This window comes from Syntrophomonas curvata (assembly GCF_052976825.1).
Genome location: NZ_CM129641.1, coordinates 2,018,160 through 2,040,861 on the forward strand (window position 1 = coordinate 2,018,160; position 22,702 = coordinate 2,040,861).

The following is a 22,702-nucleotide window of genomic DNA, read 5'->3' on the forward strand; positions in this document are numbered from 1 at the left end:
TCCTCTTTAACCAAAGCGTCCGGTAATATAGTCCTCGGTACGTTTATCCCGGGGATTTACAAACAATTCATCGGTCATACTGAATTCCACCAGTTCTCCGTTTAAAAAAAATCCGGTATAATCAGATATCCTGGCGGCTTGCTGCATATTGTGGGTTACTATGACTATGGTGTAATTCTTTTTAAGCTCACTTATAAGTTCTTCCAGCCGTGCAGTGGATATCGGATCCAGGGCTGAAGCAGGTTCGTCCATCAGTATAACCTGGGGTTCAACCGCCAGTACCCGGGCTATAACCAGGCGTTGCTGTTGCCCGCCGGATAATCGTGCTGCCGGCGAATGCAGCCTGCTGCCCACTTCGGCCCACAGATTAGCTGCTTTTAAACTGTTTTCCACAATTTCATCCAGTTGCTCCCGGTTTTTTATTCCATGAATGCGCGGCCCGTAAGCCACGTTTTCGTATATGGACATGGGAAAAACCGAGGGTTTCTGGAAAACTATCCCCACCCGCCGGCGCAGCGCTACTACATCCGTATCTTTACTGTATACGGGCTGCTCATCAATATACACCTGCCCTTTGGTAGTAGTGCCTTCAATCAGTTCATTAAGCCGGTTTATGGTGCGCAGGAAAGTAGATTTACCGCAACCTGACGGACCAATCAAGGCTGTCACCCGGTTGGCTTCGATGTCAATATTTATTTCATGCAGTGCCTGAAAGTCTTTATAGAAAACATTAATATCCCTGCTCTTTATTTTTATCTTCTGCTCCATAGAACCACCTCCCATCTATTTAGCGGCAGCCAGCCCTTTTAAACTCAGATCAGCCAGGTAATTAATTATTATTATGAGTATGATGATCAGGCAGGCAGTGGTAAAAGCCCTCTCCATGGAGATACCTTCCATGGCCAGAAGATACAGATGAACCGACATGGTTCGCGCCGGATCACTCAAGGATACCGGCATATTAAGGGAACTGCCGGCAGTGAGTATTATAGCCGCCGTCTCTCCTATCGCCCGTCCGATGGATAGTATTATGCCGGTGATTATGCCCGGCAGAGCCGGAGGAATTACTACCCGGCGTATCGTCTGCCATTTACCCGCCCCCAGGGCCAGACTGTTTTCCCGGTATTCACGGGGCACGCTCAGTATAGCTTCCTGGGCGGTACGGGTTATGGTCGGCAAGATCATAACAGCCAGAGTCAAAGCCCCTGATATTATGGACCAGCCCAATCCCAGAAATATAACAAAGAATACAAACCCAAATAGTCCGAAGATTATCGAAGGAATACCGGCTAAGGTTTCTGCGGTCAGATTTACCATCCAGGCAAATTTACTGTCCGGCCTTGCATATTCTTCCAGATATACAGCAGCACCTACCCCCAGAGGAACAGCTAAAATCAATGCAACCGCTGTAAGGTATAACGTGCCTGCTATGGCGGTGGATATTCCTCCCTCTTTGCCCGCCCGTGAAGGGGGCTGCAAAATAAAATCCAGGCTAATCCCGGGTAATCCGCGGACAGCTATATAGGCTATTATGCCCACCAATATCCCTACTATCATCAAGGCCATCAACCAGAAGAGACCGGTAATGATCTTATCCCTGTTTTTAGTTGCCCGCATAACTTTTACCTGCCTTTAATGAGACGTTTACAATCAGGTTGAGTATTACTATGAATATGAATAGTACTACACCGGTAGCAAAGAGAGCAGCCTGGTGGTCGCCGGAGGCATAGCCCATTTCCAGCACTATGTTTCCGGTCATAGTGCGAACGGGCGATATAAGGCTGTCCGGTATTACGGTAGAGTTGCCGGTTACCATTACTACCGCCATAGTTTCACCAACGGCCCGGCCCAGGCCAAGTATCACGGCCGTGATTATGCCTGAACGGGCTGCCGGCAAGATAACCCGGCCTATGCTCTGGTAATGGGTCGCACCCAGTGCCAGGGAGCCGGCTTTATAGTCCAGCGGGACCGCCGCAATAGCATCCCGGGATATGTTGATAATAGTCGGCAAAATCATTATTCCCAGTATAACGGCTCCGGCCATAACGCTTAAGCCGCTTCCTCCCAGGTGGTTTCTTATAAAGGGAACGATTACAATCAGGCCGAAAAAGCCATAAACTACAGAAGGTATACCGGCCAGCAGTTCAACCAGCCGCCCCAGCAATCCACCTATCGGGGCCGGGGCCAGTTCCGCCATAAAAACGGCGGTCGCCACGCCCAACGGAACAGCCCAAAGCAAGGATGCCATGGTTACGGCCAGGGTTCCCACAAACATGGCGCCGATTCCAAACCTGCCCGCAGTAGGATTCCATTCCAGTTGCAACAAAAAGTCGGCGATTCCTACTTTATATATGAGGGGTATACCCCGGACAAAAATAAAAACGGATATTACTATAATAGCTAATATAAATACGGCTGCACTAAGCATTAAAATCATTTCCACCAGCTTATCCCGGTTAAGTCTCCCAACCGGATACCTCCTGACGACATTGCTGTTATTAAATGCAGATGGTACTGCTCCCCCTATTGTTCCCCTGATTATAGACTCGGTTTTGTTATTCATGACCATCATCTTCCTTTTGCTGCCATCTCTCCAAATGCCTGACGCTATTTAACCGATATGGCTCCTTCCTCCTGCATAAGCCCCTGGCCCTCGTCACTGAGGACATACTCTATAAAGGCTTTGGCCAGGCCTTCCGGCTGCCCCTTGGTCAGGTAAAGAAAGGGGCGGGAGATTTTGTAGCTGCCGTTTTTGACATTAGCAACACTGGCTTCTGCACTATCAATTTTTAAAGTTTTTATATCCTGATCTATAGCGGCCATGGAAACAAAGCCGATGGCTTTCTCATCACCGGCTACGGTTGTCTTTACTGCACCGGTAGAGTTTTGGATAATAACCCGGTTGCTGATGTTCTCTTTGTTCATAACCAGTTCCTCAAAGGCGCCTCTGGTTCCGGAACCGGCTTCCCGGCACACTACCGTAATAGGACTGTCACTGCCGCCAAGCTGTTTCCAGTTGTTGATCCTGCCCATATAGACATCCTTTAAAGCAGCCAAAGCAATTTCGTTGACCTGGTTGGAGGGATTGACAATTACGGCAATTCCATCCAGGGCAATGGTTGTTGCAACTAATCCGGATGTTTTCTCCTCGGGCTTAAGTTCCCGGGAACTGGCCCCTATATCGGCTGCTCCGCCGATAACGGCTTGTATACCCTGACTGGAGCCTCCGCCCTGAACATCAACCTGCACCCCCGGATAGGTTCTGGCAAATTCCTCGGCCAATACTTCACTAAAGGGCTGAACCGATGTAGAACCGGCCACCGTAATAGTCCCACTTAACTTTTTGCCTTCTGTCTTTTCGGGAGTTGATTCCTGCCTGGAACAACCGCCTATCAGGCCCGCTATTACCAGCAGCAGCCCCAGTGCAATAAAACTGGTCAATTTCCTTCTTTTCGCAGATACCATAAATTAATTCCTCCTCATAAAATATGTTTTCGGGGGTGTACGCCATGTCCCCATAAAAAGAATAACAGCCCGATGTTAAGATAAATCTCAGGCTGTTAAAAGATTTTGTATGGGTAATGTAAAATAGTTGTAAAAATCAGCAGAAGAGACGGGCGGGACGCTTAAGAAGGCGTCCTGTCCGCCTCTTTTCTATCTTCCCGGCAGGGTAAAGGAAAAAACCGAGCCTTCGCCGGAGCGGCTCTCTACCTCCAGTTTGCCGCCGTGGTTTTCCACCAGGTGTTTTACTATAGCCAGACCCAGGCCGGTTCCCCCGGTCTTTCTTGAACGCGCTTTATCCACTCGGTAGAAGCGCTCAAAAATGCGCGGCAGCTCAGCTTCAGGAATGCCATCCCCCTGATCCCTGACCCTGACCCGGACTCCCTTTTCGCCCTGGCTTTCCAGGGTAACGGTTATTATTCCGCCTTCATTGCTGTAATTCAGCGCATTATCCAACAGATTTTCAATAATATGGGCAATAGAGTCCATATCTCCATCGATCCAGAGCATTTCCGCCGGTTTATTGAACTCTATCCGGGCTTTGAGCACCGGATTGCGCATCTTAACCAGTTCGATGCTGTCGTTAATCAGTTTCACCAGGTTGACTGGCCGGATATTGAGTTGCGGCTTGCCGGTCTCGAGGCGCGATAATTCCAATAAATCATCGATCAGTTTCTTCATGCGCTGAGCCTCTTCAAAAATAATGGCAGAGAACTCCTCCACATGCTCGGCGCTCTCCTTCCCTTCAGACAGCATGGTTTCGGCAAAGCCGCTGATAGTTGCTATAGGGGTTTTCAGTTCGTGTGATATATTGGCCACGAAGTCCTTGCGTACCTGCTCCAGCCTCCTGGTTTCAGTTATGTCGTTCATCACCACCAGGATACTGGCTGTTCCTTCTTTATCGCCTTGATTGACGGGAACCGCGTTTACTTCGATATCCTTTTTATCCGGGTTGTATATCCGGATGTTCTGACGCCTGTTCTCCGTTTTTATCCTGACTTGATCGATCAGTTCCAGAAGCTCGTAACTTTTTATGGCCTCAACAGCTTTACGCCCCAGCAGGTTTTCGTCCCAGCCCAGCAAAGCTGCGGCAGCAGGATTGATATAGACCATCCGGTTATCCCTGTCAATCATGATGATGCCATTCACCGTATTCTCCAGCAGGACTTCAAGGCGGTTTTTTACCGCTGATATTTCATCAATCGTATGGTCAAGGTGTTCCGACATGTTATTTATGGCGCCAACCAATTTACCCAGTTCATCATCACCCTGGTATCTAATCCGGCGCTTCAAGTTTCCCAGCGACATATCCACTACCGCGCTGGTTATCCGGGCTACCGGCCGGGAGAACCGGCCGGCTATAGCACTGCTTATTCCTGCTCCCAGTAAACCGGTGAGTAAAACAGCCAGCAGGAGGGTATACAAAACCCGGTGGTAGAATGCTTCCACCTCAGTCAGGGGCCGGGCCAGGCGGACAGCACCTTGCAGGCCGTCCTGATGAAAACGCACGGCTACATAGAGCATGCGTATACCGGCCGTTTCACTGTATCGTGTTTCCATACCGCTCCCCTTCTGTAAAGCCTGATAAATCTCAGGACGATCCTTATGAATTTCCATCTGTTCCGGTTCATAGATGGAATCACCTAGAACCCGGCCGCGGTCATCTACTATGGTCACCCGGGTATCTGTGCCCTGTGCAGCCTTGAGACAAACCTGCTGAAAGAACTTAGGCCCGTCCTGCCGCCCATTATAAAAACTTATCATTTCAGTTACCAACCGCGCCTCGTGCAGTAAGCCGGAGTTTACAGAATCAAAATAATAGTTCTTGAAAATCACAGATAAAAAAACGCCGGTAATAGACAATATCACGGCGATAATTACGATATAGGTTATAGTCAACCGGGAGCGGAAGGAGCTAAACATCAACTTCCTCCTCAAATTTGTAGCCGATGCCACGGATAGTTTTAATGTACTGAGGGTTTCTGGTATCCCTTTCAATCTTTTCCCTCAGTTTGCTGATGTGAACATCCAGCACCCTGGTGCTGCTGCTGTCGGGATAATCCCACAAAACGTCCAAGAGATAATCCCTTTTCAGCACTTTTCCCCGGTTGCGCAGCAATATGGCTAAGAGCTCGTATTCCTTTACCGTTAAATCAAGAACCCGGTTATTGCGAAATATCTCATAGCTGTCCGGGTTAATGGTAAAACTGCCGATATTAACAGGGCCGCTCCTGCCGTTCTCCTCGTCCCGGTCATTCCGGCGCCTTAAAACCGCTTTTACCCGGGCCTTTAATTCGCGCACGCTGAAGGGTTTAGTGACATAATCATCAGCCCCCAGTTCCAGCCCCAGTACTTTATCAATCTCATCATCACGGGCGGTAAGCATGATAACCGGAGTTTTATCCCCGGCAGAACGCATATCGCGGCATATCTCCAGACCATCCTGGCCGGGCAGCATTAAATCAAGAATAACCAGGTCGGGTTGCTCCCTGGCGATAATTTCCTGCACCCTGCCGCCTTCATTGGCTTGAAGACAAGTAAACCCATCCTTCTCCAGGTTATAGCTCACCAGCCTGGTCAGGGCTTCCTCATCATCCACCACCAGAATCTTGCCTTTCACCTTATCACCTCCGCTAGGGGGCATCGTTGCTCTTATCCTATACCATATCCCGCTGGCTGCAAATCTATGTGGATATATCAGACATCAAAACAGCTGCCCCCGACGAATTCTCTTATTATGGAGTTGGGAGGAATGTCCTTGGTATCAAGGGGCTGAAAATAGCTTAAAAATTTCAGGAGCCGTTTGGCTTCGACATGCTCGGGATGGTCGTGCCCGATTTCCATCAGCAACGGTTCCACGTATGGTCTGAGGACGGAAAGCTCATAAACCAGGGAGGAATTAAACATTACATCGGCATTTTCCTGGAAGGGGAAAATGTTCATCTCCTCTCCCCTTCTTACTGATGGCCAGCGGTTCAGGGTAGCCCGGGCACTGTAGCCCCGGGTACGGCTGTCGCGAACAATCCTGCGCAAAAGGCGGCTGTCGGTAGTAGGAATCCGGTTGGTATAATCCACATTAAGCTGGGTAAGGGCGCTGATATAAATTTTAAACTTCTGTTCCCGGGGAATACTCCAGGTCAGATGCTCATTGAGCCCATGGATGCCTTCAATTATAATCGGCTCCCCGGCAGGAACCCGGGTCCTTCTGCCCAAGGCCTCGCAGCATCCGTCTTTAAAGTTATAAACGGGCATCTTCACCTCCTCCCCTTGAATCAGACGCAGCAAGTGGTCGTTAAAAAGATCCAATTTGAGTGCTTCCAGGGCTTCAAAATCGTAATCTCCATATTCGTCCCGGGGGGTCAGGTCACGGTCGACAAAGTAATCGTCCAGGGATACCGATGCCGGTCTCCTTCCATTTGCCCGCAGCTGAATCAGCAAACGCTGGGCAAAGGTGGTTTTTCCCGAAGATGAGGGACCGGATATCAGTACCAGTCTGATATTGGAATCAGCGCATATCCTATCGGCAATATAGGCTATCTTCTTTTCATGCAGGGCCTCGTTGACCCGGATCAGGTCACCGGCACGGCCGCAGGTGATTATATCGTTAAGGGCAGCCACATGAGGAGTATCGAGCATTTCCGCCCATTTCTTAGCTTCATAAAAAACCTGGGAAAGCTTTGGCTGCGGCAGATACTTGACGATACGACCCGGTTCATCTTTTTCGGGAGTCTGCAGTATAAGCCCGGGAGGATAGTTCAGCAATCTGAACTCGCTTAATATGCCGGTCGACGGCAGCATATAACCGTAGAAATACTCATAAAACCCATCCAGTTCATAGATATGAACGTGGCCTTTATCCCGGAATTCCAGGAGTTTTACTTTATCCATCTGCCCCTGGCGGGCAAAGATGCTGCGGGCTTCTTCCTTAGGTACGGTCAATTTGTTAATGGGCAGGTCGCAGGCGATGATATCCTGCATTCTTTTTTCCAGGCTGGCAATGTCCCGGCGTGATGGCTGATAACCGATAAATTCACAATATAGCCCATTGGACAGGGAGTGCTTTATCACCAGGGGTTTATCCGGATAGAGCTCCCGGCAAGCCTTTATCAGCACAAAGGAAGCCGTACGGCGGTATATTCTCATGCCGGCTTCACTGCTGGGGTAGACCAGCTCCAGTTCGCATGCTTGGTCTAAAATATGATGCAGGTCGTAAAGAGTGTTCTCTTTAATGACTGCCATTACCGGATGCTGGCCTGCGCTGGCTATGTTTTTGACCAACTCGGCAGCAGTGGTTCCCGGTTTAACCAGGTAATCACCTATACCTTTTACCTTAATGGCAATCTGCAGGTCTTGCGAATAAGAATTGACGGCCATTTATTCTCCTCCTCATGCCCCCGTGATGCTTATCATTATATAACATTTTATGAAATGATAGTGTGAAAATAGATACTGATGATGGGGGCAAGAGGGGATAATTGGCAATAACGCGGGGAAAGTCGGCGCGGGTATCAGGTTATAAGCGGGGAGCGCTGTCCCCGCTTCTTTTTATTACCTTAGTTCGGCTTTGACATCCTGTTGCAGTCTTTCCAATATTCTGCTTACGCTGCTGTTGACGTCGTTCTCCGTCAGGGTCCTGTCCGGGGACTGAAAGGTCATCTTAAAGGCTACGCTCTTATGCCCTTGAGCTACCTGCTCGCCGGTATAAATATCGAATAATACAACATCTTTAAGCAGCTCCTTTTCGGTCTCCCCGATTACTGCCAGGACCTCGGCAGCAGTAACCTCATTATTCAGCACCACAGCAATATCTCTCTCTACTGCCGGGTAGCGGGCGATTCTGTCTACCATGAGTCGGGTTCTCCGGTGAGCATAGAGCTTCTCTACATCCAGTTCAAAGGCACAGCTCCGCTGCTTTATATCGTAATTCTGCAAAACCAGGGGATGAACCTCGCCTACGATACCGATTTCATCACCGAAGTACCTGAGTACCGCCGACCTTCCCGGATGATAGGAAACATCATGGGCCACCGCAAACTCACACTGCTCCAGGCCTAGATGCCGGAGCAGGTTCTCCACTATGCCTTTGAGGTAGAAGAAGTCCATTTCTACCCGCTGTTTAGTCCAGTTGAGGTCGTGATGCCCGCAGACAACAGCCCCCAGCTTTAATTTTTCGCCCGGCAGACCCTGCGGTGAAGGGTAAAATACCGAAGCCATCTCAAAAAAGGCCAGGTTTTCATTCTTTCGGGCCAGGTTAGTGCTGATATTCTGCAATAAACCAGGTAACAGGAGGGTACGCATGACCCCCTGTTCCTCAGACAAAGGGTTGGCTACCCTTACCGCCTTGCGCAGCGGGCTATCCTGGGGCAGCAGTAAACGGTCGAAGTTTTCCTCACTGACAAAGCTATAGTTGACCACCTCATTTAGGCTTTGCGCTACGATGTTCTTCATTTCTTCCCGGAATTTCTGATAGGGGGTCAGGCCTCCGGGGATAGTTTTTCCTCCCGGCAAACCAGGCTCTATCTTATCATAACCATGGAGGCGGGCCACTTCTTCAATCAGGTCAGCCTCCAGCTCGATGTCGGGCCGATAGCTGGGTATGTCGACCACCAGGCTGCCTTTATTATCCTTAACCACAAGCTGCAGTCGTTCCAGATAAGACCGGATTTCAGCCGGGCTGATATCAGTCCCGAGCAGATAATTGACCCGTTCCGGACGAAGGGTTACCTGCAGGGCTTTGCGCGGGTTGGGGTATACATCACAGCTTCCGCCTACCACTTCCCCGCCAGCCAATTGCTGGATAAGCATGGCGGCCCGATTGGCGGCATATATCACCCCGTTGATATCGGTACCCTTTTCGAAGCGCACGGAGGAATCACTGCGCAAACCTACCTTACGCGAGGTTCTGCGGATATTGGGGCCCAGGAACCAGGCTGATTCCAGCAGAACGTCAACGGTGGCATCATGAATCTCGGTGTTAAGCCCGCCCATGACGCCGGCCAGAGCAACCGGCCTGCTGCCATCGGTTATTACCAGCATATCCTCATCCAATTGCCTTTCCACTTCGTCCAGGGTGGTGAATTTTTCCCCGGGCCTGGCCCGGCGTACCGCTATCTTATTCCCCAGCAGGCGATAATCAAAGGCATGCAGCGGCTGGTTGCACTCCAGCATTACATAGTTGGTGACGTCCACTATATTATTTATCGGCCTTACTCCGGAATGAATCAGGGCTTCCTGTATCCATTCCGGCGATTCCTTTATTCTGACGTTTTTAATCAGCCGAGCCACATAACGTTGACAGAGCTCGGGAGCTTCTATCTCTACTTTGATGAACTTGTCTATGTTTTCTTTGTTTTCTTTAACCTTCACAACCGGCAACTGCAAGCCGGAGCCGCTTAGGGCAGCCACCTCCCGGGCCAGATTAATCATGCCCAGGCAGTCCCCACGGTTGGGAGTGAGATCCAGATCCAGTATATAATCGTTATCTTCCCGGTCTACGCCTTCAATGGCTATCCCCGCCATGGTAAGCCGGTGAGCCAGTTCTTCGGCGCTCCACTTGAAATCAACATATTGTTTTAACCATTTGATTGATACGCCCATATTGCAAAACCCCCCTAAAACTGCTTCAAGAAGCGTTTGTCATTGTCAAAGAACAGGCGCAGGTCGTTAATGCCGTATTTTAACATGGCGATACGCTCCACCCCCATGCCGAAGGCGAAGCCGGTAACCTGTTCCGGGTCATAGCCTCCGTATTGCAGTACCCGGGGGTTTACCATTCCTGCTCCCAGTATCTCCAACCAGCCCGTATGCGAGCAAACCCGACAGCCGGCTCCCTTGCAATTAACACAGGAAATGTCCATCTCCGCACTGGGCTCGGTAAAGGGGAAGAAGCTGGGACGGTAGCGCACCTTGACGTCTTCACCGAAGATTTTGCGGGCAAAAAGCATCAGGGTGCCTTTTAAATGGCCAAAGGTTATCCTCTTGTCTATTACCAGGCCCTCAACCTGGTTAAACATGGGAGAATGGGTAGCGTCGTCATCTCTCCGGTAGACCCTGCCGGGTACAATAATTTTAACCGGTATCTGCGGAGCCAGCTTTTCCATGGTACGTACCTGCACCGGCGAGGTGTGGGTGCGCAGCAGAATATCCTCGCTGATATAAAAAGAATCCTGCATTTCCCGGGCGGGATGATCCCGCGGGATATTTAAGGCTTCAAAATTGTAATAATCGGATTCTATTTCCGGCCCTTCGGCAACACTAAATCCCATCCCTATGAATATATCCCTTATTTCCTCATTAACCAGAGTAAGCGGATGTTTCCCCCCTCTTTGCCAGGGCAAACCGGGAAGGCTGATATCCACTCTCTCCTGTTCAAGCCGCAGTTGCAGTTCCTGACCCTTGATTTCCTCCGTTCGGCGGTTAATGGTGTCTTCCAGTCTTGCTTTCAGTTCATTGGCAATTTTGCCTATACCGGCTCGTTCCTGACCGTTTAAGTCTTTCAGCCCGCGCAGCAGCTGGGTTATCTCCCCTTTGCGGCCCAAAATTCTGACTTTCAGTTCGTTGATTTCATCGATACTGCTTACCTGAGCCAGTCGTTGCTCGGAACTGTCGGCTATTTGCTTTAACTTATCGAGCACAGCCCTCATCCTCCCTGCCAGAAAATAAAAAAGAACTTCCATCCCCCATGAGGGACGAAAGTTTGTTCCGCGGTACCACCCTTTTTAACCAGCCTGATCTCCGGCTGGTTCACTTAATGCCTGTAACGGAGGCGGCCGGTAAGACCTACTGCTACTTCAGTCCACTGCTCCCAGGTGAATTCACTTGCTTTTCCCCTGGCGTACTCTCAGTCGCTGGTACAGCCTCCCTGCAAGGTTAAACGGCAAGCTAATTGTCCTGTTCATCGCCTTTGTATTTTAATGGGTAACAATCATTTTATACAAGAGATAATATATGATGCAGCCGGAAGTCTCAAATAAATTCCATAGATACTCAGCCTGATCTGCCATTCTGCTCCACCCTTCAATAATAGTCCCGGGTCGAACTGAGTTTTATTATATCATAGCGGGAAATCTAGGACAAGAAAGCATTATTTCTCTGTTTCCATACTTCCATCATAATTATAGCACATGCCACAGCCGCATTCAAAGAATCTACGGCGGGATTAATTGGTATTTTAATCAGGCTGTCACAGCAGGCTTGGATATCCGGACTTACCCCCCGGGATTCGCTTCCGATTACTATTATGTTAGCCCCTTTATAGTCGCCAGTAAAAATACTGGCGCGGGCATCAAGATCTGTCCCTATAACCCTGTACCCCCCGGACTTCAGCTGTTCTATAGCAGACAGACTTACAGCATCATAAATGGGGACATTAAGAACTCCTCCCATACTGGCGCGAACCGCTTTAGGGCTGAAGGGGTCAGTACATCCTTGGCTGAGCAATATACCGTCAATACCAAGGGCCCAGGCAGTTCTTATGATGGTTCCCAGGTTGCCCGGGTCTGATATCTGGTCAAGCAGAATCAGACCCGCGCTTTGCTTAAATAAATCCGAAAAGTCATTATGGGGGATGGGGGCCACGGCTACGATGCCCTGGGGAGTATCGGCAGCGGCAATTCCGCCAAAGACCCGGGAATCCACTTCCAGCCACTCCGGGTCGCGATATCGCTCAGCTAGAGGCCGGTATTCCTCACGGTGAGCTTCGTCCACTAACACCCTGATCAGCGGCTTGCAAGCCTGCAGGGCCTCGGCCACCATTTTCTTTCCCTCCAGCAGGAACATCTGCTCCCGGATACGGTATTTTTTATTTTTAAGACTTGCCGCCTGTTTTATATATTGATTGTCTTTAGAGGTAACCTTTTTCATCGCACAGCTCCTGTTTTGGTGCTGATAAATCTAAAAAAGTATGGCCATCAGCCATACTTTTTAGAACTTTATGTTTACTTGCTGTGGTATTTTTTAGAAAGTTCCGCCAGTTCGGTAAATCCACCCGGATCGGTGATAGCCAGTTCCGCCAGCATCTTGCGATTAATATCCACTCCGGCTACTTTAAGCCCATGCACCATACGGCTGTAAGTAGTGCCATTGTCACGGGCAGCAGCGTTGATGCGCGCGATCCACAGCTTACGGAAATCTCTTTTTTTCAGGCGCCGGTGGATATAAGCGTAATTCCCTGATTTCATAACCTGCTGGTTGGCTACCCGGTATAGTTTGGATTTGCTGCCGCGATACCCTTTGGCCAGCTTGAGAATCTTTTTATGTCTTTGATGTGAAGTTACTCCACGTTTTACTCTCGGCATATATCAAAACCTCCTGTGTCTAGTAAGGAATTAATTTGGATATTCTTTTGGTTTCCTGTTCACTGACCAAACCGGCCTTGCGCAGTCCTCTTTTTCTCTTGGGGCTCTTGGAGCCCAGCAGGTGGCTGGTGTAGGCTTTAGCTCTCTTTATCTTACCACTACCGGTCTTTTTAAATCTTTTTGCTGCACCCCTATGGGTCTTGGTTTTGGGCATTAAGCATCCTCCTTCTTATCATTATCCAGTTTTGGTATCAGGACTGTTACCATATTTCTTCCCTCAACCTTGGGTAATTTTTCAACATTTGATATGTCAGACAGTTCATTGACAAATTTCAAAGACAGTTTCTCTCCCAGCTCCGGGTGGGTTATCTCTCTTCCCCTGAACATAATGGTCAGTTTGACCTTATCTCCACCGGAAAGGAATTTCCGGGCATTTTTAGCCTTGACATGAAAATCATGTTCTTCAATATTGGGCCGCATCTTGACTTCTTTTATGGAAATGATGTGCTGCTTCTTGCGAGCTTCCTTTTCCCGCTTGTTTTGTTCAAATTTAAATTTGCCATAGTCCATCAAGCGGCATACCGGCGGCTGAGCTGAAGGAGCCACCTCTACCAAATCAAGACCTTTCTCCAAAGCTATGGCGAGGGCGTCGCGTATGGATACTATACCGAGCTGCTCCCCGTCGTCGCTCACCAGCCTGACCTCCCTGACCCGGATTTCTTCATTGATCCTCCAATCCTTGCTGATAAGATGTTCACCTCCTAATAAATTAAAAAAGCGAGTTCGCAAAAACTCGCTGTATGGCAGACAAGTATAAATAATCCTTTTCACTACCCGGATGTCTGACCAATTACCTTACGAACTCAAGTTGTAAGGTGAGAAGCGAGGCTTCTGCTTAATACGTAATGGAGTATACCATATTGCAGAACGGATGGCAACTTGTTTAACCACAGGTCAGCACTGGTTGCCTGAAAGCTTTAAAAAGAATAATCAGTGTGAATCCGGGGTTCTTACCATTAACCAACCGCCTTAAACCTTTAATTTTGGTTTATGCCTCGAAAAGAGCTCCGGATTGCTCTTTACAGGGTCTTTTCTTCTATCTCCGTTTTGATTTTCTTTACGAAGCCAGCCAGGGGCATGGCGCCAAGATCGCCTGCTTTACGATGGCGGACAGCTACGCTTTGAGCTTCCAGTTCCTTGTCGCCCAAAATGAGCAGATAGGGAATCTTCTGCAGTTGCCCTTCCCTTATCTTATAGCCTATCTTTTCGCTGCGCAGGTCAATCTCCACCCTTATATTCAGTCGCTCCATTTCTGCCCGTATCTGACGGGCGTAATCGTGCTGCCGCTCGGTAATGGGCAAAATACGAACCTGAATCGGAGCCAGCCAGGCAGGAAACGCGCCGGAAAAGTGTTCGGTCAGTATGCCGATAAATCTTTCAATACTGCCGTAAATAACCCGGTGAATCATGACTGGGCGGTGCTTTTCCCCATCCTCGCCAATATAGCTCAGGTCAAATTTCTCCGGCATCTGAAAATCGAGTTGAATGGTGCCGCACTGCCAGGTCCTATCTAAAGAATCCTGCAGATGAAAGTCAATCTTGGGCCCGTAAAAAGCTCCATCGCCTTCATTTATTACATAATCCATACCCTTCTCATTTAATGCCTGGATTAAAGTATCGGTCGCAGTCTCCCAATCCTGGTCTGAACCCATGGCTTTTTCCGGTTTGGTAGATAGCTCTACGTGATAGGGAAAACCGAATAAGCCATAGAATCGGTCGATCAGGTTGATTACCCCTTTGATTTCATCAACAATCTGTTCCGGCAGCATAAATATATGGGCATCATCCTGGGTAAAGGCCCTAACCCGCATCAAGCCATGCAATACTCCGGACATTTCATGGCGATGAACCAATCCCAGTTCTCCCATTCTAATCGGCAGTTCCTTATAGCTGTGCAGCTGCTGCTTGTATACCAGCATTCCACCCGGACAATTCATGGGCTTTATGGCATAATCGCCTTCATCAATGGTGGTGAAATACATGTTCTCCTGGTAATGATCCCAGTGTCCGGAATTTTCCCATAGCTGGCGGTTTAAAATAATAGGGGTGCGTATCTCCTGATAACCGGCTTTACGGTGCTCCTCCCGCCAGAAGTTCTCCAGTTCATTGCGCAGAATCATGCCTTTGGGCATGAAGAAAGGGAATCCCGGCCCTTCGTCGACAATCGTGAATAAACCCAGTTCCCGGCCCAGACGCCTATGGTCACGCTTTTTCGCTTCCTCCAATTTATACAGGTAATCGTCCAACATCGCTTTTTTGGGGAAAGAAGTAGCATATATCCTTTGCAGCATGGGGTTTTTCTCGCTGCCCCGCCAGTAAGCCCCGGCCAGACTCATCAGCTTTACGGCCTTAAGCTTGCCGGTGGAGGGAACATGAGGCCCGGCACAGAGATCTACAAACTCTCCCTGCTGATACATGCTTATAGTTGCATCCTCAGGCAAATCCCGGATCAGCTCTACTTTAAATTCTTCTTTACGGTCATTAAAATAATCCAGAGCGTCTTCCCGGCTTAATTCTTTTCTGATAAAAGGGTAGTCGGCCTCGATTATGGCGTTCATTTCCTTTTCGATAAGGGCAAAATCATCCGGAATAAAGGTATGCTGGCTGTCAAAGTCGTAATAGAAGCCCCGGTCAATAGCCGGACCGATAGCCAGTTTGGTATCCGGCCACAGACGTTTTACCGCCTGAGCCATAACATGGGATGATGAGTGCCGGTATACATCGGCCCCTCTTCTGTCGTCAAAGCTCAGCAGTTCCAGTTCCCCATCTTCAGTAATCCTGGCGTTTAAGTCACTTAGTTTGCCGTTAAAGACGCCCGCTACCGCATTTTTTGCCAGCCGGGGACCAATATCCTGAGCTACCTGCAGGAGAGTAATGCCTTCAGGGTACTCGCGCTGGCTGCCGTCTTTTAAGCTGATCCGAATCATGTTAATACCTCCCGATAAAAGCTCGCGGTCTATAGGAGCAATAATATACCATCCTGAATTATTCCTATTATAAAACCCAGTACTCCGCCCAGAATCTCAATAGCCCGCAATTCCGGGGAAGAGACCTCGCGAATCATTTCTTCCAACTGGTCTAAATCAAAAGCGTTGACCTTATCCTCCACAATTCTGCTTACCTGGATTTCCTTAGTCAGGTATTCATGTCCCGAGTCGATAATCTGCCTGATCATGTGTTCCGCTTCCTGGCGAATCAGTTTTTCCAGACTGTCAACTATTACCTGGGTTATTTTAGCCGGTACAATACGGGGTATAATCTCCCCCAGCCTGTCTTTCACAGCCGTAATAATCTGTCGGCTTATTATCTCCCTCACCTCAGGGGTGTTTATCTTCTCGAACAAATCATCCAGGGACAGCAGCTGTTCTTCTACCAATTTGCCCAGACTGTTGGCCAGTTCGGCCCTGCGCTTGGGGAGGAGTCCGTGCAGCTTGAATAATAATAAATTAACTGGCCGACGGGGCCAGAACAGCATCTTGATGGCAACTACATTGGTAATATAACCAATAAGAGCACTAATCAGTGGCAGCACAATAAACTTCAGCACTTGGATTCCACCTTAAACCAGAGCTTAATTCATTACTTAAAGAATATATCAAATTTTGTATATAATCGCAATTTTAATCGGCAGGCGGCAAGCAGCGGAATGTATAGGAAGGATGTGGCTTGTTAACCTGAGTTGATAATGGGAGGACAGATGAAGAGACAAGGTTTGGCATCAAAATCTTCAATGCTTGTGGCGGCCTTCGCAGTCGTTTTCCAATTGATACTGGCAACAGCGTTCACATCCATGGCATTCGCTGATTTTTTCTTTAAAAACACTTTTAATCATGGCCACCGGCTCACTGTCAACTTTGGCAACATTATGCAGTACAATCTTCCTCGGTGCAATGGTTATAAGAATACTTATCAATACATCATCCAGATTTATTTCATCCATCAGCATTTCGTCCAGATAGTAGTTTATGTAATTCTCTTCGATCTTGATTCCCTGACCATCCCAGAGATAGAACATTCCGTTCCCGCTCATCATCAGATTGACTTCGTAGATTTTGGGCGCCTGAGTATCCACAAAGTAGCGCAGGAGGTTAACAAAATCGTTGTATTCCTTTTGATTGCGAAGCTCCTCCAGGGCTACCTCCACGGCAAATTTAAGCTCGGTCAGGTAATCCTGCATGCAGAAATTTATAAAGCCTTCTACATTTACAGTTATATTATTGCTTATATAATCGAATAAGCGATGAGCAATCCTGTTCTTGCGGCTAAAATTAAGCAGCAGATTCAGGCTTTCATTATCATGGCATTTCTTCAAAAAATCCATCGCCCGCTGATGCACGTTGTTGCGCTCCTGGGCCGGTAGGTGGCGGCAGGTTCGCATTATTTCCCGCCAGAGCAATTTGCCTCCCCAATCTTTTACAATATGCTCAGCCAGGATTTCCGCAATTTGATGCTTGAAAATATATACGATGTCTTCATTCCGAAATACCCCTTCCGCCTGATTGCCTTCCAGGCGCAGGATAATCAACCGCATATCGTCATCCATATCCTGACAGGATGCCGTAGGGATATAGCCCCGTTGTTTAATCCAGTGCAGGCGATTATCGTAATCGCCCAGGAAAGAGTCGATATCAGCTGCTGTAAGTACTTGGAATTCATATAACATATGCTGGCCTCCAGTAAAACAGATACTTTATTATATGTTTGGCAGTTTTTCATTATTCAAACCCGGAGGCCATGAAAATACTGCTTTTTAGACGCTTTTTTACCATATATTTTTGAGCCCAGCATAATCGGATGCCATTGCGGCGCCAATTAACCGCCTAAACTAATCAATAATCAAATCCGCTTAACCGCTAAAAAGTTACAATGCGACTCATTATGTTACCTTTTTGTATCATAGTGCTTATTTTCAGTTTAACTGTTACAACTAGCCTCCACCCTTCGGATAAGACAGATTGACCTTTTACAGGCTGCCAGGCCGGGCCAAAGCTCAACGAATCACCTGGCATATTAATTGCATTTATGGAACACATCAGAATTTTTAACTGCGGCAGAGCATAGCCGTTAAAAATTATCCCATCATTTATTCATTTGCATGGTAACCTGCCTGCTCCAATCAGGTACGGTCTTCCATATTAGTTTTGGCAATAGCTTTACAGGGGGTGTTCTAGAGAGAAGACAATTCAGACGACTAGGGGGAAAACCAATAAAAGGAGGTATTTGAGATGATGAGAGAAATTAATGAAGTCGTACTAGTAAGTGCATGCAGAACTGCGATAGGCAAATACGGCGGAGCTCTTCTCGATGTTCCGGCTAATGAGATGACTAAAACAGTGGCCAGCGAGGCAATCAAACGAGCTGGTATAGAGCCGGCAATGGTAGATGAAATCGTCTCCGGCCTGTGCATGCACCATGGCAACGGATCTCTTCCGCCACGGATCGTTGCTATGGAAATCGGCATGGACAAAAGATCCGGTGCAACCATGCTAAGTCAAAACTGTGCATCCGCCATGCGTGCCGTTGATATTGCCGCGATGAAGCTGATGCTTGGTGATACTGAAGTCGCTCTGGTAACCGGAACCGAAAGTATGAGCAGACCTCCCTACATGCTTCCGGCCATGCGGTGGGGGGCAAGGATGGGTGACAACAAAGCTGTCGACCCAATATTGTCAGATGGTCTGTTTTGCAAACTGGCCGGCAGCCATATGGGCGGAACCGCTGAAAATATAGCTGAACTTTACGGTATAACCCGCGAAGAATGTGATGAGCTGGCACTGACAAGTCATGTACGGGCAGTAAGAGCAATTGACGAGGGCCGTTTCAAACGGGAAATCGTTCCCATGGAGATAAAGACCAGGAAAGGGGTCACCGTATTTGATACCGATGAACATCCTATACGGGGAGCCAGTCTGGAGAAGATGTCGCAACTGCCTCCGGCCTTCAAAAAAAACGGGGTCGTTACTGCTGCCAATGCTTCCGGTATGAATGATGCTTCTGCCGCAGCCATACTGATGACCAAAAAGAAAGCCGATGAGCTGGGCATCAAGCCACTGATGAAACTTGTTTCTATTTGTACCGAAGGTGTAGAGCCTGCACTCATGGGTCTGGGTCCAGCGGTGGCAATACCCAAAGCTCTGAAGATGGCAAACATGGTTTATGATGATGTTGATTATTGGGAAATCAACGAGGCTTTTGCTCCGCAAGTCATTGGGGTAAGGAAAAAGATAAAAGATGATCTCGGTATCGAACTGGATATGGGCGATTTAAACCGGGACGGCAACATCAATAACAATGGCTCTGGAATTGCCCTGGGCCATCCGGTAGGGTGCACGGGATTGCGCATCATCGTCAGCCTTTATTATGAATTGGAAAGACTGGGCAAAACAGTGGGCGGCGCATCACTGTGCGTTGGCGGCGGCCCCGCCATGGCGTCACTGTGGACCCGGGATATATAATAATCCTTTATCCTGCTCTTTAATATTTAACCCGGAAGGTGGTTTTATCTTCCGGGTTTTTTTATTCTTTATCTGTATCTATTGGCCTTCCCTTATATCCGGTCTGGTGTTTAAGAGCTTTCTCTCCAGGGAAAACTGCCTCGATACCGGATTATATTTTATCATATCCACTGCCAGTAAGCCGTGATCAGGTAAAATATAGGCAATGGTTGCCGAATAGGAGATCCCCTTTTCCGAATAGAGACCCCTTAAGCCTGAAGCCCCTGTAGTTCCCGGATTAACGAAAACCCAACCCGCTCCTTGCTCTACTCTCAGGCGATGGTCATGACCGGCAACAACAAGGCCTGCCAGCTTAACCAGCCTTTGGCCCAGTTTGGAATCATGAACTACCAGTATATCAGGCCGCCCCTGGGTCGCCACAGCCTCATACGCCCTGGTTACCTGCCGGCTGAAGGCCTCCTCCTCTTCTTCTTTGCTGCTATACTGTACATCCGGCACTGCTGAAAGCGGGTCGGAAAAACCCAGTACTTTAACCCCTTTCACCGTGATCATGCCACCATCCAGAATATGGCTCCCGGGGAGTTGGGCCATAAAATCCATTATTTCAGGGCTATCATGGTTTCCCCCTGCAAATAACTGCGGTATTCCCAATGATGCGAGACCCTCGGCAGTTCCGGCTTCAAGTTTTGATCCCATATCAGTAAGGTCACCGGCATTTATGAGGAAGTCTACCCTAAAACGGGTTGCCAGGCTTTTAGTTAGTTCAATCCCCACCGGATTGGAATGCAGGTCACTGACCAGCAAGACTTTCACCACTTTACCCTGTTCTTCTGGATCAGCCATGGTCATCAGGCTATCGGCGCTGGCAAAGAGCTGCCCTAAATTGGATACAATCTGCCGGGTATGGGTTCTAATCTGCTGCAAATCGGTGAGTGAATCAGTAGCGAATTTGACCGCCGCCGGAGCCATGCTGAGAACCCCTTTATACTCAGGCTCGTGGAAAGCCTTAATGTCGTAAGAACGAAATACTCCGGACAAGATTAATAACAGGACCAGGGTTGATACCGCCGGGTATAACAGTAACTTTATAAGACCGGGACGCCAGACAAGGAGCACCAATATGAACGCACCCAAAAACGCCACCGCTATTTGACGCAGGGCGAAAGCGGTTATTCTATCCCGGGCCGTATCCTGCAGTTGCCGAACAATTCTTTCCTGATCAGGGGGGTTGTCCAAATGGGCTTTAAAGCTGTCACTGCTTATCTGCTCGAGGTTGATTATTAGTTTAACCGGTCCCTGATGAGTCCTGGCTTCAACTACTCCGAAAGGAGGAAAACGCACTTCGGTCAAACCGGTTCTGGCCGGGGCCAGACCAACTTTAAATTCAATGCCTTCAACTTCAACTGTACTGGCTCCGAAAAGCCAGACCGCAAGCATGGCCCCAACCAAGCCGGTAAGAAGAGCAGCAGATATTTTGAGGAAAAATAATATACGTACATTCAGCTCTGTTTTCTCAGTCAGCTGCACCAGAAATTCCTCCCCACAGAAGTCTCGTTCCCTGGTACTTTTCAAAATATAATAAAAGGCATGTTTCACATTCATTTTAATATGTAGAGGTTGGATGTTCTGGCTCACTACCAGTATAACACGAAGCAACTATGATTTGACTGATTCTTTGCATTCAGCATGGCGGTCGGATCATACTCTGTGCCTTGACAGGCTGTTTTTTGACTTTTTCCCTTTCCCCGGTCAACTGTTGACTTTTACGCTTCGGATATTGTATTGTTTTTAAAAATGATGGGAGAGTTTTGATCAATTGGATGACTCACCTGTACCTGACCGAAGTCTTTTAAAAAATAGATTGGCAAATATCGCGACACGTAAGCTCGGATTCGGATATATTTTATCCGGTGAGTTTGCGTGTCGTTTTTTTACTGTAGTGCACAACAATCGTAACCCCGATAAAGAGCTTACGATTTATACATCATCGTTCGTTGCTTTATTACTACCTGATTAGGGGGCTAATCAATGACCGAAATTAACCCTTTGATATTGCCGTTACTCTTGCAGCTCGTGTTAATTTTTATTAACGCTGTGTTTGCATGTGCCGAAATTGCGATAATATCAATGAACGACAACAAGCTGGCTAAACTTGTCGCAGCCCAGGATAAGCGCGCCGTCAAGCTGGCCCAACTCACCGAACAGCCGGCGCGTTTCCTTTCTACCATTCAAGTGGGTATCACCTTGGCCGGTTTTCTGGCCAGTGCCTTTGCTGCCGATAATTTTTCCGACAAGCTGGCTGATTGGTTCGTTTATATCGGCGTTAAAATCCCGTATGCTACCCTTGACACCATTTCCGTGATACTGATAACTTTAGTTCTATCATATTTCACCCTGGTCTTGGGAGAACTGGTTCCTAAAAGAATGGCCATGAGGTATTCTGAAAAACTGGCACTGGCTATGTCAGGTCTGATTTACGGCGTTTCCCGGATATTCAATCCCATCGTATGGCTGTTAACCGTATCAACCAACGGCATACTGCGCCTGCTGGGCATTGATCCGGACGAAAACGATGAGGAGATTACCGAGGAAGAGATACGCATGATGGTTGACGCAGGCAGTGAAAAGGGAGCAATAAGCCATAGCGAAAAGTATATGATCCAAAATATATTTGAATTCGACGACAAAACTGCTGAAGAAATCATGACCCATAGATTGGCAGTCTCGGTACTTTGGCTTGATGATGATGTGGAACAATGGGAAAAGACTATTATCGAAAGCAGACATTCGGTTTACCCGATATGCGATGAGAGCCCCGACCACATCATCGGGGTTCTGAAAGTCAAGGATTATTTAGGAGTTAAAGACAAAACCATCGAGAATATTTTAGAAACGGCCGTACGGCCTGCATACTTCGTGCCGGAAACAGTGCGCACCGACGTATTGTTCCAAAACATGAAAAATACCAGACAACATTTTGCCATTGTCTTAGATGAATACGGAGGAATGAACGGCATCATTACCATGAACGACCTGCTGGAACAATTGGTCGGAGATCTGGAAGACGACGATACTATGCCTCTTGAGATGCCGCTAATCGAACAGATTGATTCCCACACATGGAAAATACAAGGGGCAGCTCCGCTGGAATTAATAGCCCAACAACTGGGAGTAAGCTTACCGGACAACGAATACGAAACCTTTGGAGGCTTTATTTTCGGCTTGCTGGGAACCGTCCCCGAAGATGGAAGCATGCCTGAACTGGAAGAATGCGGTCTGAATATTAAAGTTACCGAAATTAAGGGGCACCGTCTGGAAGCAGCCGTTGTATGTCTGGCTCAGCCAGTTTAGAGAAGCGTTCCTAGGAGAGCGCTTCTCGGATTGGTAAGC

19 protein-coding genes and 1 other annotated feature are annotated in these 22,702 nt (G+C 48.2%); of the genes, 2 read left to right on the top strand and 17 right to left on the bottom strand.

Annotated elements, in window-relative coordinates; genetic code table 11:
* Positions 1 to 6: 6 nt before the first annotated feature.
* The 16 genes from pstB to ytxC all read right to left on the bottom strand — a co-directional run bounded on the left by pstB (position 7) and on the right by ytxC (position 17,520).
* Positions 7 to 768 (bottom strand): phosphate ABC transporter ATP-binding protein PstB, encoded by a 762-nt coding sequence (gene pstB, locus ACU70B_RS08990; RefSeq protein ID WP_447183224.1) that lies wholly within the window; start codon positions 766 to 768, stop codon positions 7 to 9.
* 15 nt (positions 769 to 783) lie between these two features.
* Entirely contained in the window at positions 784 to 1,617 is an 834-nt protein-coding gene (pstA, locus tag ACU70B_RS08995; RefSeq protein WP_447183225.1) for a phosphate ABC transporter permease PstA, read from the bottom strand.
* Positions 1,604 to 2,563, bottom strand: a complete 960-nt coding sequence (gene pstC / locus ACU70B_RS09000) for a phosphate ABC transporter permease subunit PstC (protein WP_447183226.1) — start codon at positions 2,561 to 2,563, stop codon at positions 1,604 to 1,606. Before pstC ends, pstA begins: the two co-directional genes overlap by 14 nt.
* 44 nt (positions 2,564 to 2,607) lie before the next feature.
* Positions 2,608 to 3,465, bottom strand: a complete 858-nt coding sequence (locus tag ACU70B_RS09005) for a phosphate ABC transporter substrate-binding protein (protein WP_447183227.1) — start codon at positions 3,463 to 3,465, stop codon at positions 2,608 to 2,610.
* A 189-nt stretch (positions 3,466 to 3,654) separates the two neighbouring features.
* A complete protein-coding gene (gene pnpS / locus ACU70B_RS09010) occupies positions 3,655 to 5,424 on the bottom strand; it encodes a two-component system histidine kinase PnpS (RefSeq protein WP_447183228.1) in 1,770 nt (589 codons plus the stop codon).
* Positions 5,417 to 6,145 (bottom strand): response regulator transcription factor, encoded by a 729-nt coding sequence (locus ACU70B_RS09015; RefSeq protein ID WP_447183229.1) that lies wholly within the window; start codon positions 6,143 to 6,145, stop codon positions 5,417 to 5,419. The genes pnpS and ACU70B_RS09015 overlap by 8 nt, the downstream gene beginning before the upstream one ends.
* A gap of 53 nt (positions 6,146 to 6,198) precedes the next feature.
* Positions 6,199 to 7,875: a uridine kinase family protein gene (locus tag ACU70B_RS09020; protein WP_447183230.1), complete on the bottom strand. Its 1,677-nt coding sequence runs from the start codon at positions 7,873 to 7,875 to the stop codon at positions 6,199 to 6,201.
* A gap of 174 nt (positions 7,876 to 8,049) precedes the next feature.
* Positions 8,050 to 10,098, bottom strand: a complete 2,049-nt coding sequence (pheT, locus tag ACU70B_RS09025; RefSeq protein WP_447183231.1) for a phenylalanine--tRNA ligase subunit beta — start codon at positions 10,096 to 10,098, stop codon at positions 8,050 to 8,052.
* A 14-nt stretch (positions 10,099 to 10,112) separates the two neighbouring features.
* On the bottom strand, positions 10,113 to 11,135 hold the full coding sequence (pheS, locus tag ACU70B_RS09030; RefSeq protein WP_447183232.1) for a phenylalanine--tRNA ligase subunit alpha: 1,023 nt from the start codon (positions 11,133 to 11,135) through the stop codon (positions 10,113 to 10,115).
* 47 nt (positions 11,136 to 11,182) lie between these two features.
* Positions 11,183 to 11,408, bottom strand: a binding site (T-box leader).
* Positions 11,409 to 11,568: 160 nt separating this feature from the next.
* A complete protein-coding gene (locus ACU70B_RS09035; protein WP_447183233.1) occupies positions 11,569 to 12,363 on the bottom strand; it encodes a TrmH family RNA methyltransferase in 795 nt (264 codons plus the stop codon).
* A 74-nt stretch (positions 12,364 to 12,437) separates the two neighbouring features.
* Positions 12,438 to 12,797, bottom strand: coding sequence for a 50S ribosomal protein L20 (rplT, locus tag ACU70B_RS09040; RefSeq protein ID WP_447183234.1), 360 nt, complete (start codon positions 12,795 to 12,797; stop codon positions 12,438 to 12,440).
* Between the two features lie 19 nt (positions 12,798 to 12,816).
* Positions 12,817 to 13,011 (bottom strand): 50S ribosomal protein L35, encoded by a 195-nt coding sequence (gene rpmI / locus ACU70B_RS09045; protein ID WP_447183235.1) that lies wholly within the window; start codon positions 13,009 to 13,011, stop codon positions 12,817 to 12,819.
* Positions 13,011 to 13,544, bottom strand: coding sequence for a translation initiation factor IF-3 (gene infC / locus ACU70B_RS09050; protein ID WP_447185742.1), 534 nt, complete (start codon positions 13,542 to 13,544; stop codon positions 13,011 to 13,013). The genes rpmI and infC overlap by 1 nt, the downstream gene beginning before the upstream one ends.
* A 332-nt stretch (positions 13,545 to 13,876) precedes the next feature.
* Positions 13,877 to 15,784, bottom strand: coding sequence for a threonine--tRNA ligase (gene thrS / locus ACU70B_RS09055; protein ID WP_447183236.1), 1,908 nt, complete (start codon positions 15,782 to 15,784; stop codon positions 13,877 to 13,879).
* A gap of 29 nt (positions 15,785 to 15,813) precedes the next feature.
* A complete protein-coding gene (locus ACU70B_RS09060; RefSeq protein ID WP_447183237.1) occupies positions 15,814 to 16,404 on the bottom strand; it encodes a DUF445 domain-containing protein in 591 nt (196 codons plus the stop codon).
* A 180-nt stretch (positions 16,405 to 16,584) separates the two neighbouring features.
* Positions 16,585 to 17,520 carry a sporulation protein YtxC gene (ytxC, locus tag ACU70B_RS09065; RefSeq protein ID WP_447183238.1) on the bottom strand — a complete coding sequence of 312 codons (936 nt, stop codon included), beginning with the start codon at positions 17,518 to 17,520 and terminating at the stop codon, positions 16,585 to 16,587.
* Positions 17,521 to 18,082: 562 nt separating this feature from the next.
* On the opposite strand from ytxC, the gene ACU70B_RS09070 reads away from it, so the two are divergent.
* Positions 18,083 to 19,312 (top strand): thiolase family protein, encoded by a 1,230-nt coding sequence (locus tag ACU70B_RS09070; protein WP_447183239.1) that lies wholly within the window; start codon positions 18,083 to 18,085, stop codon positions 19,310 to 19,312.
* Between the two features lie 78 nt (positions 19,313 to 19,390).
* Here ACU70B_RS09070 and ACU70B_RS09075 read toward each other — a convergent pair whose 3' ends face one another.
* Complete coding sequence (locus ACU70B_RS09075) at positions 19,391 to 20,839, bottom strand: metallophosphoesterase family protein (RefSeq protein ID WP_447183240.1); 1,449 nt, start codon at positions 20,837 to 20,839, stop codon at positions 19,391 to 19,393.
* 501 nt (positions 20,840 to 21,340) lie between these two features.
* On the opposite strand from ACU70B_RS09075, the gene ACU70B_RS09080 reads away from it, so the two are divergent.
* Positions 21,341 to 22,663 carry a hemolysin family protein gene (locus tag ACU70B_RS09080; RefSeq protein ID WP_447183241.1) on the top strand — a complete coding sequence of 441 codons (1,323 nt, stop codon included), beginning with the start codon at positions 21,341 to 21,343 and terminating at the stop codon, positions 22,661 to 22,663.
* Positions 22,664 to 22,702: the final 39 nt, after the last annotated feature.